Below are 20075 nucleotides of genomic sequence, written 5' to 3' on the forward strand. Positions count from 1 at the left end.
GCCTTACTATTGTGACAACTAAATAGTTTAGATATCAAAATAAAATTAATAATAAATTTGATATCAACAAGTAAGGTTAAAAATGGCTAAGGTAACTAAATACGTCTCAAAAGTTGCAGATGAGCATGGCAATATTGCATGGACCGCAACTGAAAACAAAATATGGCAAGCATTAATAACGCGTCAGCTTTCTACGGTAAAAGACACCGCTTGTGACGAGTTTAATGAAGGGTTAACTAAACTCAACCTACCGCTTGATAGAATTCCGCAATTAGCAGAGGTCAGTAAAGTTTTACAAGCAACCACAGGGTGGAGCTGTGAGCCTGTACCCGCTTTGATAGGTTTTGGTGAATTTTTTAGATTGCTTTCAGAACGAAAATTCCCGGTTGCTACATTTATTCGCTCGCAAGAAGAGTTCGATTATTTACAAGAGCCTGATATTTTCCATGAAATATACGGTCATTGCCCATTATTAACCAATGAATCGTTTGCAAATTATACGCAAGCCTATGGCATGATGGGATTAAATGCCTCAAAAGAAGATCGCGTATTTTTAGCTCGACTTTATTGGTTTACAGTAGAGTTTGGTTTATTAGATACCCCTAAAGGTTTACGTGTTTACGGTGGGGGAATTTTGTCTTCACCTAGTGAAACTGAATACGCATTAAATGATAAATCAGTAGAAAGAAAACCTCTCGATGTTTTAGATGTGCTTCGCACACAATATCGTATTGATATTATGCAACCAGTTTATTTTATGCTGACTAAAGTTAGCGACTTAGATGATATACGTAAATTAGAAGTAGAAGACATTATGGCGTTAGTAGAGCAAGCTAAAAAGATTGGTCTACATCCGGCAAAGTTTGAATTAAAAGCAAGTTAAGGAAATATTATGAGTGGCGAATTATCAAATCAACAATGTGAAGCATGTCAGGTCGATGCACCAAAAGTTAGCGACGACGAATTAGCAAGTTTATTATCTCAAATACCTGACTGGGTTCCTGAAGTTAATAATGGCGTTATGATGCTTGAACGTGTTTATAAGTTTAAAAACTATAAATTAGCGTGGGCTTTTGCAAATAAAGTTTCTGAATTAGCAGAGCAAGAATTTCATCACCCAGCCATTTTATTAGAATGGGGTAAAGTTAAAGTTACCTGGTGGACCCATGCAATTAAAGGGCTGCACAAGAATGATTTTATTTGTGCGGCAAAAACTGATCAACTTCTGTAACGTTTACTTACAACAATAATATTAAGCCTCCTATGACAGGGGGCTTTTTTTTGTTGTAAAAATTAGTTTACAATAGCGCTATTAGATTTTGATGTTTGCTGAGGTTAATAAATGCGTTTAGAAATTGGTTGCCATGACCGAGTCGGTATTGCGCAAAGTGTGTTAGCGATATTTGTTGAACGTGGGATTGACCTACGAGGTATCGAGGTTAAAAGACCGGGGAAAATTTTCATTAACATTCCTGATTTAGAGTTTTCAGAGTTGCAAAGCTTTATGCCTCAGTTACGCTTAATTGACGGTATTATTGATGTTAAAACTACGCCTTATATGCCATCTGAGCGAGAGCGCAATGAATTTGAAACATTAGTCAAAACTTTCCCTGATCCTTTTATTTCAGTAGACAATAAAGGACAAGTACGGGTAGTAAATAACATTGCGGCACAAATAATGTGTGAATCGTTAGAGCATATTATTGGCGAGCATGTTGGCCAATGGCTGAAGGGTTTTAATTTATCGCGATGGCTTGATGGTGAGGAAGTGTTAGCTCAAACCCGCAGGGTTAAATTCCAAGACGATGATTTTGTAGCTGATATTATCCCAATTCATATTGCTGATGACGATGAAAAACATGTACTTGCAGGTGCGGTTATCATATTAAAATCAGAAGCTAGATTAGGTCAGCAAATCAGTGTTTTTAAAAAGGCTAATGAGAATGACTTTAATGGCATTCAAACTAACAGTAGTGCAATGCGTAAATTAATTCGCGAAGCAAAACGTATGGCCTTACTTGATTCTTCAATGCTGATTGTTGGAGAAACAGGAACAGGTAAAGAGTTATTGGCTCGGGCCTGCCATGCTGCTAGTGATCGTGCCGATAAACCTTTTATGACCTTAAGTTGTGCAGCATTACCAGACGATGCCGCAGAAACAGAGTTATTTGGTGCTGGAGCTGCAGGTCAAGCTAATAGCAAGCGCGGTATATTTGAATCAGCTGATGGCGGCACTATATTTTTTGATGAAGTTGGCGAAATGTCGGCTAAATTACAAACCAAAGTACTCAGAGTTATTCAAGACGGCACCTTTAGGCGTATTGATGATGAGCAAGAAATTAAAGTAAATGTGCGCATTATCGGGTCAACAAATCGTGATTTACTTAATATGGTATCGCTAGGTGAGTTTAGAGAAGATCTGTATTATCGCTTGAATGTTTTAGGTCTTAATATTCCATCATTACGTGAACGTCGTGCTGATATTGTGCCTTTAGCGGAACTTTTTGTGGCTAAATTTGGTCAACGTATTGGTAAAACACATATTTCATTTGACGCTGAGTGTCTTGAGTTTATTGAGCATTACCCATGGCCAGGTAATGTTAGGCAACTTGAAAATGTATTGATACGAGCCGTGTCATTAATAGAAAACAATATTATTATGACTTCGCATTTACAGCTGCCTGCCTATACGCGAGAACACGGTTATCTTGAGCAAGATTTTGAAGGAACACTAGACGCGGCAGTGAAAAATTTTGAAGCTGACTTATTACGTAAACTTTATCCAGCTTACCCAAGCACAAGACAGTTAGCGAAAAAGTTAGGGCTTAGTCATACGGCAATTGCTAATAAATTACGTGACTACGATATCAACAAAAAAACCGTTAAAATATAATGTAAATATGCCAATATTGTTCATTAACGTATTGGCGTTTTTTAAAACTACTTGAGTATTATAAATGAAATTATATGGTTATTGGCGTTCTTCTGCCGCATATAGAGTTAGAATTGCTATGCACCTTAAAGGGCTAGTATTTGAATCGGTTCCAGTACATTTAGTAAAAGACGGTGGTGAACAACACAAAGATGCTTACACCGATTTGAATCCAACACATTTAGTACCCACGTTAGTTGATGAAGACATTAAGTTGCATCAATCAATTGCTATTATAGAATATCTAGACGAAAAATTTCCTTCTGTTGCTATTTATCCGGAAAATATCGTGATTAAAGCAAAAGTAAAAGCACTTGCTTTAGATGTAGCCTGTGAAATGCATCCCGTTAACAATTTGCGAGTACAACAATACTTAGTAAAAAGCTTTTCGTTGCCAGAAAGTGATAAGCTTATTTGGAGCCATCATTGGATGAATATCGGTTTTACTGCTATTGAGAAACAATTGAAACTTAATGCTGGTCAATATTGTTTCGGCGATAACATTACAATGGCTGATATTTGTTTAGTGCCGCAAGTATATAATGCCAATCGATTTAACCTTGATATGAGCAAGTTTCCAAATATATGTCGAGTAGTCGACAATTGTAATAAGCACCCAGCCTTTATTGCGGCACTTCCTGAAAATCAGGAAGATGCACAAAAATAAAGCAGATATAATTAAACTGTTAACGTTATAAACTTATTATTCTTCATTCACTTTTTCAATAAACAAGGGTTATTATGTCAATTCAACATACCGAAGAAAAACAAACACCTTGGGCTGTTATTGCAATAATTATAGCTGCGATTATCGCCTTCGTGATTTACTACTATGTTATTTCAGCCGACAAAAGCGATACTATCGAAGCAAACACTACGGCTGTGATCGAAACGGTTGAAGAGCCGATCAAAGTGCCAGAATTACCACCTGAAATAATTGAGCCTGAGCTCTCTGTAGATCCAACTGAAGAAGATACGGTAGATATTGAGCCAGAAATAATTTTACCTACCTTAGATGAAAGCGATACTTGGTTTAGTACAAAGTTACCTGAATTGACTTGGCGAAAAGAGTTACTAAAACTGGTAGTAACAGACGATATGATCCGCCGATTTGTAGTGTTTACTGATAACTTCAGTCAAGGCACTTTAGCTTACGAGCACACACCGTTAGTTACACCAAACACAAAGTTTACAGCCTTAGAGCAAGAAACTGAACAAGGCACACAATGGCAATGGGATGAATCTAGTACTCGTCGTTTTAGCATGTACGTTGATCTTCTGCGTTCAATGGACAGTGAAATGCTGGTGCAATGGTATGGTGAATTAAAGCCGCTAATTGACCAGGCTTATGCCGAGCTAGGCTACCCAGAGGAGGACTTCACCGACAAGCTGCAAAATGCGATAACTAAGGTGTTAGATATGGAAATCCCTAAAGAACAGCTCGAATTATCACGCCCTAGCGTTATGTATAAATATAAAGATGAGTCATTAGAATCATTAGATGATGCAGAAAAGTTATTATTAAGATTAGGCAAGGAAAACTTACTTGTGATTAAATCAGTAATGCTTGAGATTAATGAAAAATTAGCTAGATCACGTTAAGTTGGCAAAGCAACAGATGAAGAAATTAATATTACCAACCGTACCAGCATGTATTGCAACAAGACATTATGGGGTGTTAAGTAAGCTTGCAAGTCAAATAATGCTGCGCTGTGGTTGGCAAATTAGTGGCGAGTTACCTCAGCACCCTAAGTTTATTCTTGCGGTAGCACCTCATACTTCAAACTGGGATTTTTTTGTTGGTATTGCTGCAATGTTTACTCTAAATCTTAAAGTATCATTTTTGGCAAAAGGCAGTATTTTTCGTTGGCCGATAAAGTCATTATTAAACAGCATTGGTGGGATTGGTGTTGATCGAAACCATAGCCACGGTGTTGTTGGGCAAATCGTTAATGAATTTGAATCTAATGAGCAATTCATACTAGGTATAGCGCCGGAAGGTACACGTAGTAAAACAGTTGAGTGGAGAACTGGTTTTTTACATATTGCTAAACAAGCAAATGTACCAGTAGTGCCGGTGAGTTTTGACTTTGCTAAGAAAGAAGTGAGATTTCATCCAGCAGTAAAAATAACCGGTGACATAGCTCAAGAATTAATTGAATTTAAGCAAGTATTTTTAGGTGTTTGTGCAAAAAAACCACAAGCAGTTTAAAATTAGCAACTAGCGCTTGCAACGAAGCGTTTGTTTAGCGATAATTCGCGCCGCGTTAAAGAGATTTTTTTAGCGCCACTATGGTGACCCTTTTGGTCCCTCCGCAATGATACTCTGTGAACTCGGCCAGGTCCGGAAGGAAGCAACCGCAGCAGACGACTCATGTGCCGGAGTGTTGGCTATTAGGGTTGCCACCCAATTCCTTTCTCCATAGCAATACTCTTTAGCAATAGTCTCTATCCCATTCAGCAATATTTATTAAACCTCATTTTTAGGCATGACTAGCTAATATTTAATGCCTTTTTTATTTGCAATTAACTTAATTAGGTAACCGACGTTAAATGTAGTAAAAACACTATCGCAATGTGTCATTAAAGATCTAAAATATATACTTTAAAGCATAGCTAGTTTACTAATTACATGTAAAGGCTAGGTGACATAAGATTAAACATATATTCTGGCATTATTTCTGGCATTATTTCAACAAAACTGTAGTGGTAACTGAAGACTTAAATTCAAACCCTTTATCTTAACGTTCATGACTCAAATTTAAATCTGATGATTTAACAATAGGCGGTCGTAGGGATTGCACATAACGTGGAAACTCAGTTGTTAGCTCGTTGTAAATGCTCAATGAGTTAGTAAAATTGAAACAGGTGTGTGTTATCGATATGTTTAGGGCCGAGAATCTGCTGAGGCTCAAGAGTCATTGGGTTTTGAAAGCCAAAAATTGAGCGTAAAGGCAAGCGATAAATTAATTATTATGCTTGCCTTCAATATCTATTACGGTAACTATTTTACCGTAAAAATAAACCCTCGTTATAAATACATCCAGCTTAATAATAAAGACAGTGTTACCCACATTAAAAGAATCAATGGAATACCAATACGCATAAAGTCAGAGAACTTATATCCTCCTGCATTCATTACCAGTAAATTCGTTTTATAAGCCATAGGTGTTGCATAACTTAAGTTAGCACCAAATAAAACCGCTAAAATAAATGGTTCAGGGGAAAGGTTTAATTGGCTCGCGACAGAAATGGCAATAGGTGTGCCTATTACCGCTGCTGCGTTGTTAGAAACAATATTTGTTAATATGGCTAGTAACAACATTAATGACGCTAAAACACCACCTGGAGGCAATCCATATGAAACGGCAACAAAAACTTGTGCAATATATTCTGCTCCACCGGTCATCATCATTGCAGAACCTAAGGCTAATGAGGCAGCAACAATTAATATTACTTGGGTGCTAAGTGCCGATGAAGCTTCTTGCCAATCTAAACATTTAGTTAACAAAAGTATTAAAACACCACAAACAGAGCTGATTTCGATGGGTAAAATGCCTAGTGCTGACGATACAACTACCGCCAATAAAGTACCTAAAGCTATAGGGGCTTTACTTGTTTGAGGTAATGATTCTGCGCCATCAATAACTAACAAGCCGGGCTTTTCTTTTAATGCGGCTATTTGCTCTATTTCACCTTGAACTAGCAATACATCACCAATTTTTAAACGCGTTTTACCAATACCGTTACGTCCTATCTCCATTGCTTTACCTGCTCTGTGCAAAGCTACAACAGTGATCGCGTGTTTATTAATAAAGTTGGCTTCTTGTAATGTTCTACCCTCAATGCCGGAACCAGCAACAATTACAATTTCAGCTAAAATTTGTTTTTCAGCCTTTAATGGATGATCTTCATCAACTTTATGTTGCCCAGAGAATAAGGTAGCGCCAAGCACGGTTTCGTATTCTTTAAGTCTATCGGGATAATCATGTACTTTTAATCTATCGCCAACAACGAGTACCGTGTCTGGCAAAGGTACAATATTACGATTTTCAGGACCGCGTTGGATGCTTTCTATTTTTAATTGGCCATCTGTTAACGCTATAATTTCAGTAATAGTTTTTTCATTACTTGTACTTTCTTCATTTATATTAAGGTAGGCACTGAAAATTCTAGGCGAAGTATCAGGCATGGATGGAGAGCGACTTGGCAGTAATTTAGGCGCGATAATCCATAAATAAGCAATGGCAACAACAGCGGCAATAAGAGCAGGTTGTGCAAAGTCAAAAAGGCCAAATTCAGCAGCGCCCATATTTTTAGCAATACTTACAACCAACAAGTTAGTTGATGTGCCAATAGTCGTTGCCATACCACCAACTAATGTAGCAAGACCCATTGGCAGTAACATCGGGGACGAGTCGGTTTTAGTACGCAAAGATACACTAATTAAAATAGGCAGTAACAGCACTACAACCGGCGTGTTATTTATAAAGGCACTTAATGTTCCGGCTAAAACAAGTGTAATTAGCAGAGACAATGCGGGGCTGATTTTCCACAATTTGGCCAGATATCGTCCTATAGGCTCTAACGCACCTGTGCGTACTATGCCATGGCCAATAATCATCAGTGAGCAAACCGTAACTAAGGCCTCATGCCCAAAACCAAAAAATAAAGCACTAGGTTCAAAATGTACGCCATCAACAGAAAATGGAAAAACGGCAAACATTACCGCTAATATGGCTATTACAGCAAGCGATGAAGTTTCTAGCGGTATATCTTCACGACGGAATAAATAGAGCGCTAAAACGGTTATCAGCAGAACAGCTAAAGCATGATTGTTAGGGATATCAGGAATATTCAACGTTATGACCACTTATTTTATATGTTAGGTTATGAAAGCTAGCCGAGAAAGCAACGGCATAACAAAATTTAGCATGTACTAATTATGTTCTTTCATGAATGCTAATGCTTTGGAAGCCGCAACTTTAACATTGTTTTCCATCTCAAAACGTTCAGATGCGGGTAAATAAAAAGCCATGTCAACTTCATGTCGAATGTAGCGTGTGGGCAGTTGATTCAAAACTACACAAACTAAATCTGCTAAAAATTCAGCATCATAGCTATCTTCTAGTTTCAATGCCGAGAAATGTTGCGAAACTAACTTTTCGTAATAATTATGAATATCGTCGGGAATGTTCATGTTAATAACTTTTTTTGGTGGTTATATTTTCAAGCCTAATGCTAGTGTAATGAAAACACCAATCTTTTTTTCTTTATGAGCATTAATTTAAATTGTAAAGATTAAATGTTAAACATGTTTTAACGTTTTTCAGCACTCGCTATTTCGCGTTCAAGTTTAGAAATTGCTTGTCGGCATCGACCAAGACGTTGGTGAATAGCAAGCACCTCGTCAGTTAATTGTTTTGATTTTTTTACAGAGGCCCCATGAAACTGTTTCTCACGAGTTTGTATCATTTCGAGTAAACGTCTTTCGAACTCAACAGTTTCATTGAGCTTTTTATGCAGGTTATGACTAGATTGCATTACAGCCTGAGCTGCTTTTTTATAACGTCTAGATTTTATTGCCACAAGCCTTTGTGCTGGCTCTTTATGTAAAGTACTGTTTGCATTTAACGCATTTCTTAACGCGGAAATTTGCTGTTCAATAGTAAGTAAGCGCGTATGCGCAAGCGTGTTTTTATTTGCAGCTAAAAGTCTAGCCAATTCATTAGTTTTATTTTTTACCTCGTCAACATAAGGTTGAAACAGATCACTGTGAGTAAGAAATAATTTTTCAGAGAAAATATCATTTTCTTGAATTATTTTATGAGATTTTGAGTGCTTATTTTGTTGATCAACAATGTTGGCCTGCACATTAAGCTGATCGAGAATTGCATGAATTTTATTAATCGCATTGTGCATACTTAACCCTTCTAACTAAACCAAGCTTGATAGCCTAAGTTAGCCGACATAAGAATAACCACTGTAATAAAAGTAGGGCGTATAAATTTACTACCCAATTTAATGGCCCAATTAGCACCGACCCAGGCACCAAGCATGATGAAAAACCCCATTGAAAGGCCTAATACAAAGTTAACGTGGCCTAGGTAAATAAAAGTTAACAAGCTAAAGAAATTACTGACAAAATTTGTCGAGCGGGCTAACCCTGAACTAAGTAGAATATCGATTTTATATAAGGCATTTGATGAACTTACCCAAAAGGCACCCGTTCCCGGTCCAGCAACGCCATCATAAAAGCCTAAAATAAGCCCTTGTATTACTTGTTTAATTTTTATAATTCTATTTTTTATCGGTAAGCCTATCACTTTACTGGAAACTGAGCGCGATAATAAAGTGTATACAGCGGTTAATACTACAAGCACTGGAATGTACTTATCTAGAAACTCGACAGATAAAAAATTAACAATTACAGTACCTAAGATAGCGCCAATAGCAGTGGCGATAATAGCTAGACGCCAATATTTAGGATTAAAAAGTTTTTTTCGATAAAAAGTAAAAGATGCTGTAAATGAACCAAAAGAGGCAGCAAGTTTATTCGTACCAAGTGCAACGTGTGGTGGTAAACCAGAGGTTAATAATGTAGGCACGGTAAGCATGCCGCCGCCGCCAGCAATAGCATCAATTAGCCCAGCAACAAAGCCGACACTACATAAGGTTATCCATAAACTAATGTCTAGGGCAGGATCCATGATCATAGAATGTTTTGCATAGTAAATTTGCGGGTAACTATACCACAATGCAATCATGAATTTATCTAGATTTCTAACTCAAATTGAGAGTATTTTTCTGCGAAGCAAAGTTTATTTTTGTGTACTTCTGATTCGAAATTTAACAGCGTATAAAATATTTTTAGATAAATATTCACAAACAGTGTATTTAAATTAAACGGTGAAAGGCCCTAAAATAGGATTGTGGGTGAGATAAAATCACTATTTATTGCCAAATTTGAGCTTGGTTACAAAATAAATGAAAATAAATATCAAAAACTGTTTCAATTTGTTTACGTAAGTTGTTTGTGTGTGTAAGTTATTGTTAATTAGGTTAAATGTTGTTTTTGTCGTTTTTTTTATAAATACCTGAAAAAACTATTTGTTTTTTTGTGCTCATTCAATAACCCATAAAACATAAAGACCCTATAAGCTGTTGTTTTAAATTCATTTATTTGTGTGTTTTTATTGGCGGTAATCGACTTTAAATACATCGAAGATATGATTTTTAATGAGAAATCGCTTATTTTGTGTACTTTGTTACTTGATTGTTAACATACGTTTTTTGACTGCCTTTTAATGCCATAAGTGAATTATGTAAATAAAACGTAACTGTTTGTGTTGACCCATTAACAAGATTAAGTTTAATATCTTAGCTGAAAGATTTGGTTATTAACCGAATTAGTAATTCAACAACAAGACAACATAGTCTTGAAATTAAACACTAGTATCACGAAAGTGGTCCAGGGAGTATATCAATGTATCAAAGTATCAAAGTAACAAGCTTACTAAAGCTGTTCGTTTAGCTCTTGTAGCTGGCGCAACAACTACTGTTCTAGCTGCACCAAGTGCTATGGCATTCGCTGAAGAAGCTGCAGCAGAAGAAAAAGGTGTTGAACGTATCCAGGTAACTGGTTCACGTATTCGTCGTTCAGAATTAACAGCTGTAACACCTATCATCGAAATTAGCGCTCAAGAATTCGCAATTTCAGGTAACCTTAACATCGAGCAAAAACTTGCTGAGTTACCTTCTACATTGCCTTCATTTGGTCCTAGCTCAAACAACCCTGGTGACGGTACAGCAACAGTAGATTTACGTGGTTTAGGTACTTCACGTACGTTAGTTATGGTTAACGGTCGTCGTTGGGTTCCTTCAAACCAATCAGGCGTAGTTGATTTAAACACGATCCCAGCTTCTTTAATCGAAAACGTTGAAATCATCACTGGTGGTGCTTCTGCGGTATACGGTTCAGATGCAATCGGTGGTGTTGTTAACTTTAAAATGAAAGATGATTTTGAAGGTGTTGAAATTTCAACGTTATACGATGTAACGACTGAAGGCGATGCTGAGAAATTTAACTTAGATTTAACCATGGGTGGCAACTTTGCTGATGACCGTGGTAACGCAGTACTTTACGTTGGTTATTCTAAGCGTGAATCTTTATTCCAAGGCGACCGTGACTTTGCAAGTGTTGCGTTAACTGAAGGCGATGGCGAGTTAGTTGCTGGTGGTTCTTCAGGCATTCCTGGTACTCGTGTATTTGGTGGTCCAACACTTATTTCTGGCCCAAATGCAGGTTCAAGCTTAGGTCGATTTAACCAAGACGGCTCAGGTAATACCTTTACTGGCGCTGACCGTTTTAACTATGCACCTGATAACTTTTTACAGTTACCACAAGAACGTTTAACAATGAACGCCTTCTCTCATTTCTACATTAATGATGAGACTCGTATTTACAGTGAACTTTCTTTCATTCGTAACGAAGTTCCACAAGAATTAGCGCCTACACCAGCATTTACAACAATCGAAGTAAATCCTAATAGTGCATTCTTTGGTGCAGACGTTCAAGAAGCTATGTTAGCAAGTGGTGACTTAAATGCCGCTGGCAACTACGAAATGTTCGTAGGTCGCCGTATGGTAGAAAATGGTTCACGCCAATCTATCGATACACGTGATGCAATGCGTCTTTTAGTTGGTATTGATGGCTACATTAACGACGATTGGTCTTACGATGTTTATTACAGTCGTTCACAAATGGATCAATCTAACCTGTTAAACAACGATGTTTCAGCTTCACGTTTTAAACAAGCACTTCTAACAAATGATGCTGCTACTGAATGTACAGATACTTCAGGTGGCTGTGTACCAATTAATATTTTTGGTGAAGGCAACATCTCTGACGCCGCAGTTAATTTTGTAAACGTTGGTGCATCAAACGTTACTACACTTAAACAAGAAGTATTTATGGCTACAGTATCTGGTGCATTACCATTTACTTTTCCAGGTGCTGAAGAGTCTGCTGGTATCGTATTCGGTTACGAGAAGCGTCAAGACGAATCATCTTTCCGTCCAGATGAATTCTTAGCTGCAGGTGATGTATTAGGCTTTAATGCTGGTTTACCAACTGTTGGTAAGTACAGTTCAAGTGAAATTTTCACTGAATTCTCTCTACCTCTTTTAAGTGGCAAAGAATTTGCTGAAGACTTGAGCTTTTGGGGTGCTGCACGTTATGCAGATTACTCAAACATTGGTGCAGTTTCATCATTCGCAGCAGCGTTGAACTGGGCGCCTACTGATTGGATTAGCACACGTATTGGTTTCCAATCAGCTGTACGTGCTCCAAATGTTGCTGAATTGTTCCAAGGTTCTGCAAATGGTTTCCCAGGTGCAAGTGATCCATGTTCAGTTGGTGGTTACCAAGCTGGCGTAACAAGTGATGCATTATGTATTTCTTCAGGCGTTGCAGCTGATCAAGTTGGTGTTTTCACACAAGCTAACTCACAAATTGAAGGTTCATTTGGTGGTAACTCAGAACTACAAGAAGAAAGTTCTGACACATTTACTGTTGGTATCGTTGTTCAACCTTTTGAAGGTTTAGATTTCACTATTGATTATTTCAGCATTGAAATTGAAGATGCTATTTCTTCATACGGTGTAAACAATACATTGAATGTTTGTTATAACATTGTAAAAGATGCAGGACATGAAACTTGTCAAAATATCACTCGTCGTGCAGATGGTAACGTTGATATCGTTCAATCATTGAATGCTAACATCGCATCAATTGAAACAGCTGGTGTTGATTTTAACATCACTTACAACGCAGAACTTGATTTTGGTTTGTTTGATAGCGGCTCTGACTTAAATATTCAGTTCCGTTCAACTTTCCTAGAAAAGTCTGATTTTGTACCAATTGTTGGTTTACCAACTGAATACGAATGTGCTGGTTACTACGGTAATACATGTGGCGCGCCACAACCTGATTTCCAAGCAAACACTCGTGTTAACTGGACAAACGGTGACTTAACGTTATCTGCATTATTCCGTTACATTGGTTCAACTGAAGATGACCAGTTAATGGTTGATAATACTTTAAAGGCTAGTGACTTAGTTGTATCAGAAATTGACGCAGCGATTTACGTTGATTTAAGTGCTAGCTACTTAGTTAACGAAAATCTGAATGTTAACTTTGGTATTAAAAACGTATTTGATGAAGAGCCTACTGCTTTAGGTGATTCACAATCTCAAGCTAACACATTCCCAGAAACGTATGACGTTATTGGTCCACGTGTGTTCTTAAGTGCTTCTTACACGTTCAATTAATCACTAATTAAAACTAATTTTAGTTTTAATTAAGTGTTAATAAATTAGAAAGTGACCAACATTTGTTGGTCACTTTTTTTTTAATCTAACGTTAGATGGTGTATGGTAATAATATAGATAAAGCGCTGCTAAATTACATTTATAAAAATAGATCCTAAAAAATATGCAAAATGTTAGCTGTTCAGATGTAACCCTTAAACTTCAACATCTTTTTTCTTTATTCCAAAAAGGTCAAACCAAACGTGTACTTCAAGAGGTAGAAGTATTATTAACTTCTGTTACCGATAATGCTGATCTATTGCATTTGGCGGCTATGGCTTATAAGGCTGAGGGTAACTTTGAAAAAGCAATAAACTATTTCACTAAATCATTAGCGATTAATGATAACCAGCCGCAAGTTCATAACAATATTGCGAATACTTATAAACAAAAATTGAGCTGGGCTTTGGCCGAAGTTCATTACAACAAGGCAATTAAACTCCAGCCTCAATATATTGATGCAATTAAGAATCTTGGTTTATTGTATTTAAATAATCAAAGATATAAAGAAGCAAAAAACAGTTTTCTACAAGTTATAAAACTATCAAAAAGTGATGCTTCAGCATACACATCATTAGGTAATATATGTAAAGCAGAACAAAACTTTCCTGCTGCTATTAGTTACTATAAACAAGCGCTGAATATTAACCCTCGCTATGTAAATGCGTTACATAATTTAGGTATAGCCTATCGTATGACTGGTAATTTCTCTGAGGCTATTAAGTGTTTTAATCAAGCAAAAGCTATTGCGCCCAATATAGCTGAAATTGACTTTAATGAAGCTAATACTCAGTTTGACTTAGGTAATTATCTACAAGCAGAGCAGGCTTATTGGAATGCGTTACGAAAAGCACCGGATAACTGTGAAATACATGAAACATTAAATGAGTTTTACTGGCAAACCGATAAAAAAAGTGAATTTGGAAAAAGTTTTACTCAAGCGATCAATCATTTGCCAAATAACTTACCACTTCGTCATTCATATGCAGAAAGTCTGTTTGCTTCAGGAAATAAAGCACAAGCAAGTAAGGTAATAGATGAAGCGCTAAAGCTAGATAAAACACCAGAACTTCTTCATTTAAAGGGGAAGTTAGTTGCCTCAAAAGGAGAACTTAAACTTGCAATATCGCTAATAGAGTCCTCTTTGAATAATCAATACAAGCTCTCTAATGCTCTAGATTTAATTGAGCTATTAATTATTGATATTGATTACAGTAAAGCACTTCATCATATAAGCTATGCTGAAAAAATAGAGCCTAATAACCAGTTGCTTATCGCTTATAAAAGTATATGTTGGAGACTTACTAGCGATCATAGATACGAATGGTTAATTGATTATCAAACGCATATACGGACCTATGAAATTCCCGTTCCTAAAGGTTACAGCTCAAGAGAGATGTTTCTAGATGAATTAGGACCAGCGTTATTGTCAATGCATCAAACGCAGCATGCGCCATTAAAGCAAACCTTAAAATTTGGCACGCAGACTCCGGGCAGACTTTTTTATCAGCCGGTTAAACCCATTGTTGACTTAAAAAATGCATTTGAAGAAGTTGCTTTAGAATATATATCTTCATTGCCTGATGATGACAGTCACCCACTTTTATCAAGGAAAACCAAGCAAATTAATTTTGCTGGTTCTTGGTCTGTAAAGCTAAAGCCTAATGGCTATCATGTAAACCATGTACACCCTAAAGGCTGGATAAGTTCATCATTCTATGTAAGTGTGCCAGAGTTCTCGAATTTCACTCAATCAAATGATAACGCAGGTGCGATAAAGTTTGGAGAGAGTTCGATGAATCTAAAAGAACGAGAAAAAATAGCTAGAACGGTGACTCCAAAGAATGGCTTAGTCGCTTTATTCCCTTCATATGTTTGGCATGGAACGATTCCATTCAATGGGCCTAACGACATAGTGAGATTGACTGCACCATGTGATATAACACCGGGAGAGCGCTAATATGCAAGATACAGATGCATGGTCATTATATTGGCAGAACAACCATCAAGAAAGTTGCATTACACCGTGCAATGAAACTGACAGCACTATTCTTATTGATATTTGGCAAAACTTTGCATTAGATCTAAAACCAAATTTTGAGTTACTAGATTTAGCAACTGGCAATGGCAGTGTTGCAAGGCGCTTAATTAGTTTTAATAAACAGCTTAAAGTAACAGCAGTAGACCAAGCAAGTATAGACCCAACAAAATATGTTGATGACAACATCTTGCTAGATAACATTCAATTTGTTGCGGATGTAAACATTGAAAAACTGCCATTTGAGCAAAACATATTTGATGCAGTTACTAGCCAATTTGGTTTAGAGTATTCAAACCTGAGTTTATCAATACCAGAGCTAGTAAGAGTATTGAAGCAAGCAGGGCGATTCTTATTTATTATGCATCATGCAGATAGCGAAGTTGTAGGTCCTGCAAAATTAAAAGTTAAAGAATTTAACTTAATTTTTGAAAGCAATTTACTACATGATTTTGAATTGTTTTTATCAAATAATTTAAGCTTAGAAGAATTAAATAAAACAGGTGAAAAGCTGCTAAATAACCCTGAGTTAATTAAAAGCAACGCAATCACAGGCCAAATATTTTCTGCCATTGATAAGCTTATAGTACTTAAAAACCAGAATAAAAAACAAAATGCTGAAGTCTTACTTAATACACTGCAAAATATGACAAACAGAATTGTCGCTGAAAACTCTAGGCTAGAACAATTAATTTCATCATCTTTAACTCAAATAGAAATAGAAGCGCTGTGCAATTCACTCAAAAATGAGGGGGCAAAGGCGACATTTAAATCAATTACACTAAGCGATAATCAAAGTGTTATTGGTTGGGAAATTAAAGGATATAAGCTATGAGTACTGAAGTAAGCTTATTAAAACAAGTAGATCGAGCGTTTAGCTGTCAGAAAAATCAACAGGGTTTAGAGCTGCTTAGAGCGTATATTGTTAATAATGCTCAAGACACCGAACAACTTTATCGTTTAGCCGTTATTGAAGAACAAATAGGTCTTAAAGAGAATGCGGCAAAGGCTTATTTGCAATGTATAAACAGTAATAAGCAAGATATGAAAGCTTATTTATACGGAGGTTACTTTTTCCAACAATGCGGGGAAATGGAACGAGCTTTAGCGCTTTACTCTCTCGGCGAAAATATCGATGCAAGATTAACTGTGTTACACCAAAATCAGAATGTGTCTTATGAAACAAGGCTTAGGTCGCATTCTGCTAATATTGCACTGAGAAATCACTTCACAACACTTCACGCCAAAAGTTTAGAGAATTTTGATAACAGCGAAAGAATAGTTAATGCTATATGGCCACAAACACATAATAGTGCAATAAACTACTTAACGGCTAATCAACACCCACATCTCTTCTATATACCAGAGTTAACAGCTAAGCCTATTCATAGTAGTCATAGTGTTGACTGGTGCAAATTATTAGAACAAAGCTTTGATGAACTTACTAGCGAGTTCTCTGAGTTATTGAGTTTAATTGAACGTAACGGTGTGCCTTATTTGGATGACAGCTATAAGGCAAAAGGCTTTGAGTCGTTAGCGGGTTCAAAAAACTGGACTGCACTCAATATCTTCAAAGATGGTAAAGCTAATGATAATTTGTTGTCTTTAATGCCAAAGACAGCCGATGTTTTAAATAAACTCCCTTTGTATAAGGTTGATGAACAGCCATTTGAAGTGTTTTTTTCGTTATTAAAGGCAGGGCAACATATTCAGCCACATTTTGGGCAATCTAACCATAGTTTAACAGTACATTTACCTATTATTGTTCCCAAAGGAGGGTACTTAACGGTAGCGGGCGAAAAACTAGCTTGGCAAAAGGGTAAAGTTATTATATTCGATGACTCATTTATTCATGAAGCAATTAACCCTTCTGATGAAGATCGTGTGGTGCTTATTTTCTCTATATGGCACCCAGATTTGTCAGAGGCAGAACAAAAAGCTATTTTAGCGAGTTTTCAAGCTCGCCGTGAATGGCTTGACAGTCGTGATCAGCATTTGTCTTGAGATAACTCATGATAAAATTGACTAAATATTGCTAACTCTTGCTGGTAATGACGAGAAAAGTTTTGCTTATTAGTGTTAATTGGCTGCCTAACTTGTAATTCACTGAAAGTGAAACTGTTAACATGCTCTTTGTGAAAATTTAGATAATCGTCGTTCCAGTCTAAATTACAAAATTTAAATATTAGCTGCGCTTCTTCTTGAGGGGCGTTTGTTAGCTGATTGTAATTTACATCAATAACTTGTCCTGGAAAGCTATCTCGCCAAAAGTCCATTAATTTGTTTGCTTGGAATATAGCATGAGCAATGTTTTTTAAATTAGCGGCATAGTTATGGTGTGGAGCAAAAGGTTGCGAGAAAATTGATAAAGCAAGATCTTCAGGTGCTCTTCTCATTTGAATAACTTTAACTTGCTCGAAAATAGAAAGTATAGCCCCAACATAACGATAGTTATGCGGCATTTTATCGACAATGATATCTGCGTTTAATGCTGTTTTAGCGCGGTATGAACTGAGAATATCTTGTTTGTTTTTGCTGAAGAACTCTTGCCAATTAATCGCTGTATTATTTTTCTGAGCATTAACCTTATTTTCTATGAATAGTGCCAATGCTTCATTTTCGCCACTACTTTCAATACTCGGGTGCTGAGATAAAATTCGGTCCATCAGTGTTGTACCAGATCTCGGCATGCCAACAATGAAAATATTGCTAGGAGGTAATTGCGTTATATCTTTGGAGTAGTTAGTAGAGCTTACTTGAGAAAGAAATTTATGATGGTTATTAGCAGCATCATGGTCATAAGATAAATTACTCTTACTAATAATATCTTCTTGTAAAGTGTTTGCTTTAGTAAAACAACGAAAAGCAAGAGGATATTGAGCAAGCTTTTCATAGGCCTTTGCTAAAATAAATAAGTTTTGCTGGTTTTGGTAATTATTCTCAATTGAGCTCTCTAACAAATGTGAGAGAGAGGCTACTGTTTTTTCATGTTGAGCGCCTATTTCTTGTTTAGCTCCCCATGCAATATAGCTTTCAGGGTTTAATGCTAATGCGTTGTCTGCAGCAGCTATTGCAAGTTCTGTTTTATTTTCAAGTCGACAGATGCGTATTTCAATTTCATAGCGAGTCAAACTATTATCACTTAACGCTATAGCTTTGTTTAATTGTAGTCGCGCTTGCTTAACATCTCTGGCAAGTAAATATAAATCAGCGAACTTTAATAAATTAAGGCTAATAACGGGTGTATGTTCAAGAAACTTTTTAAAAGCACTAATCGCATTATCGTACTGTCTTAATTTTGCGTAACAAATAGATAAACTTTTTTGAATTACAGACTGTTGATTAGATAACGTATGACTGAGCCTTAACCATATAGCTATAGCTGCAGCCCAGTTTTCACTTTGCATGTTAGCTTGTGCAATAATCATATCGGTTTGTGGACTACTCTTTACTGAAGTATTATTTTGATACTTTGTTGCTATCTCTAGTGATAATTTAGGCTGATTAATTTTAAGCGCTAAATGTGCAAATGAATTTATAATTTGTCTATCGTTTGGTAGCATCTCTTTAATATTATTAATTAATTCATACGCTGCTTCAGCTTTATTTGCTGAGTTTAAACACATGGCAAAGTTCAGTGTAATGTCAACGGCATTTGGCTCTTTGGCTAAAGCTTTAGTAAATAAAGAGATTGCACGTTCATATTGTTGTGTCTGAGTATATAATGTAGCTAAACCATAGGTTGCGTCATTACTGTCATACTGACTAATCGCTTTTAAATATGCTTGTTCAGCAACTTCATAGTTTTTTTGTTGATGGGCTAATTCAGCTATGTTTAACGATTCATTTAAAGTCATAAAAGTAATGCTTAGTAGGTGCAAGTCACAAGTGTGACGAACACATAGTGGTTATTTAATATATGCATGTGATAATACAGCAAAATTATACGCTAATAAAAGTGTTTAGCAGTGAAACCTTGAGGTGAAAGATGAAATTGTCTTTTAATAAAACTGGTAATAAAGCAAAAATTAGACAGGATTATTTAAATAATGGTTATGTCAAGTTAGAACATGCTTTAACAAATGAAACTGCCCGTTTTATTCATGAAAAAATATCCAATCAAAAACAATGGAATTTAGTATTTAAAAATAAAGGGCTTCATCAAGATTCAAATAGTGCAGACGTTGAAGCTTGGGATGAGGAAAATAAAAAAAATCTCACGAAACTCGTGCATAAACAAGCGGAAAATGCATTCCAATATTTTTATGAAACTATTCCCATTTACGATATTTACTATGACAAATTAATGCCAGGGCACTTTTTTAATGACATTGTTAAATTTTTAAATAGTGAGCCTACTTTAAATTACTTTAGAGAAATACTCGATGCACCTGAAATAAATTTTTTAGACGCGCAAATCACTCGATTTAAAGCAGGACATTTCTTGAATTGTCATAATGATGATGTTCATGGTAAAAATAGAGTGGCAGCGTTCGTTATTAATTTAACTAAAGACTGGTCTGTTGATTGGGGAGGGGCACTGCACATACTAAGCAATAAATCAGAAATTGAAAAAAGCTTCTCGCCTACGTTTAATGAAATTAATATATTTAAAGTGCCAGTAGACCACCTTGTGGGTTATGTTTCACCTTTTGCAACAGGACAAAGGTTATCTATTACTGGTTGGCTTAGAAGTGGTCAGAATCCAAAGAATTTATAAGCTACAGGTACAAA

The 20075-nt window shown here is 36.3% G+C and carries 15 protein-coding genes, 1 other RNA gene and 1 pseudogene; 12 read left to right on the forward strand and 5 right to left on the reverse strand.

The features are described from left to right. Nucleotides 1-73: 73 nt before the first annotated feature. From phhA to ffs, 7 genes and pseudogenes are all read left to right on the forward strand, one after another. Nucleotides 74-883, forward strand: a pseudogene (gene phhA, locus B6A32_RS06320) (phenylalanine 4-monooxygenase); the annotation flags it as partial. 9 nt (nt 884-892) lie between these two features. Beyond that, complete coding sequence (locus B6A32_RS06325) at nt 893-1231, forward strand: 4a-hydroxytetrahydrobiopterin dehydratase (protein WP_085302084.1); 339 nt, start codon at nt 893-895, stop codon at nt 1229-1231. A gap of 111 nt (nt 1232-1342) precedes the next feature. Further along, complete coding sequence (gene tyrR / locus B6A32_RS06330) at nt 1343-2893, forward strand: transcriptional regulator TyrR (RefSeq protein ID WP_085302086.1); 1551 nt, start codon at nt 1343-1345, stop codon at nt 2891-2893. A gap of 64 nt (nt 2894-2957) precedes the next feature. Then, a complete protein-coding gene (gene maiA, locus B6A32_RS06335) occupies nt 2958-3599 on the forward strand; it encodes a maleylacetoacetate isomerase (protein WP_085302088.1) in 642 nt (213 codons plus the stop codon). 74 nt (nt 3600-3673) lie between these two features. Next, nucleotides 3674-4534: a DUF3014 domain-containing protein gene (locus tag B6A32_RS06340; protein WP_085302090.1), complete on the forward strand. Its 861-nt coding sequence runs from the start codon at nt 3674-3676 to the stop codon at nt 4532-4534. A gap of 16 nt (nt 4535-4550) precedes the next feature. Next, nucleotides 4551-5144, forward strand: a complete 594-nt coding sequence (locus B6A32_RS06345; RefSeq protein ID WP_101685917.1) for a 1-acyl-sn-glycerol-3-phosphate acyltransferase — start codon at nt 4551-4553, stop codon at nt 5142-5144. A 90-nt stretch (nt 5145-5234) separates the two neighbouring features. After that, nucleotides 5235-5332: signal recognition particle sRNA small type (gene ffs / locus B6A32_RS06350), an RNA gene on the forward strand. Between the two features lie 631 nt (nt 5333-5963). Here the strand turns inward: ffs and B6A32_RS06355 are convergent. From B6A32_RS06355 to B6A32_RS06370, 4 genes are all read right to left on the reverse strand, one after another. Then, nucleotides 5964-7793, reverse strand: a complete 1830-nt coding sequence (locus tag B6A32_RS06355; RefSeq protein ID WP_085302092.1) for an SLC13 family permease — start codon at nt 7791-7793, stop codon at nt 5964-5966. Between the two features lie 78 nt (nt 7794-7871). Further along, nucleotides 7872-8132: a late competence development ComFB family protein gene (locus B6A32_RS06360; protein ID WP_085302094.1), complete on the reverse strand. Its 261-nt coding sequence runs from the start codon at nt 8130-8132 to the stop codon at nt 7872-7874. Nucleotides 8133-8251: 119 nt separating this feature from the next. After that, a complete protein-coding gene (gene priC, locus B6A32_RS06365; RefSeq protein WP_085302095.1) occupies nt 8252-8854 on the reverse strand; it encodes a primosomal replication protein PriC in 603 nt (200 codons plus the stop codon). Nucleotides 8855-8865: 11 nt separating this feature from the next. Then, nucleotides 8866-9645 carry a TSUP family transporter gene (locus tag B6A32_RS06370; protein ID WP_085302381.1) on the reverse strand — a complete coding sequence of 260 codons (780 nt, stop codon included), beginning with the start codon at nt 9643-9645 and terminating at the stop codon, nt 8866-8868. An 868-nt stretch (nt 9646-10513) separates the two neighbouring features. On the opposite strand from B6A32_RS06370, the gene B6A32_RS06375 reads away from it, so the two are divergent. The 4 genes from B6A32_RS06375 to B6A32_RS06390 all read left to right on the forward strand — a co-directional run bounded on the left by B6A32_RS06375 (nt 10514) and on the right by B6A32_RS06390 (nt 17345). Continuing rightward, nucleotides 10514-13264, forward strand: coding sequence for a TonB-dependent receptor domain-containing protein (locus B6A32_RS06375; protein WP_233131336.1), 2751 nt, complete (start codon nt 10514-10516; stop codon nt 13262-13264). A gap of 163 nt (nt 13265-13427) precedes the next feature. Next, nucleotides 13428-15263: a tetratricopeptide repeat protein gene (locus B6A32_RS06380; RefSeq protein ID WP_085302097.1), complete on the forward strand. Its 1836-nt coding sequence runs from the start codon at nt 13428-13430 to the stop codon at nt 15261-15263. Between the two features lies 1 nt (nt 15264). Further along, entirely contained in the window at nt 15265-16176 is a 912-nt protein-coding gene (locus B6A32_RS06385; protein ID WP_085302098.1) for a class I SAM-dependent methyltransferase, read from the forward strand. Next, nucleotides 16173-17345, forward strand: coding sequence for an aspartyl/asparaginyl beta-hydroxylase domain-containing protein (locus tag B6A32_RS06390; protein ID WP_085302099.1), 1173 nt, complete (start codon nt 16173-16175; stop codon nt 17343-17345). Before B6A32_RS06385 ends, B6A32_RS06390 begins: the two co-directional genes overlap by 4 nt. On the opposite strand, the gene B6A32_RS06395 is transcribed toward B6A32_RS06390, so the two are convergent. Next, the gene (locus B6A32_RS06395) at nt 17330-19198 is read right to left on the reverse strand and encodes a tetratricopeptide repeat-containing sulfotransferase family protein (RefSeq protein ID WP_085302100.1); all 1869 of its coding nucleotides are present in this window, start codon (nt 19196-19198) and stop codon (nt 17330-17332) included. The two genes, B6A32_RS06390 and B6A32_RS06395, sit on opposite strands and share 16 nt — an antisense overlap. A 131-nt stretch (nt 19199-19329) precedes the next feature. Here B6A32_RS06395 and B6A32_RS06400 point away from each other — a divergent pair, with 131 nt between their 5' ends. Further along, the gene (locus tag B6A32_RS06400; protein ID WP_085302101.1) at nt 19330-20061 is read left to right on the forward strand and encodes a 2OG-Fe(II) oxygenase; all 732 of its coding nucleotides are present in this window, start codon (nt 19330-19332) and stop codon (nt 20059-20061) included. Nucleotides 20062-20075: the final 14 nt, after the last annotated feature.

Origin of the sequence: Colwellia polaris, from assembly GCF_002104515.1 — a bacterium.
Classification (GTDB): Bacteria; Pseudomonadota; Gammaproteobacteria; order Enterobacterales; family Alteromonadaceae; genus Cognaticolwellia; species Cognaticolwellia polaris.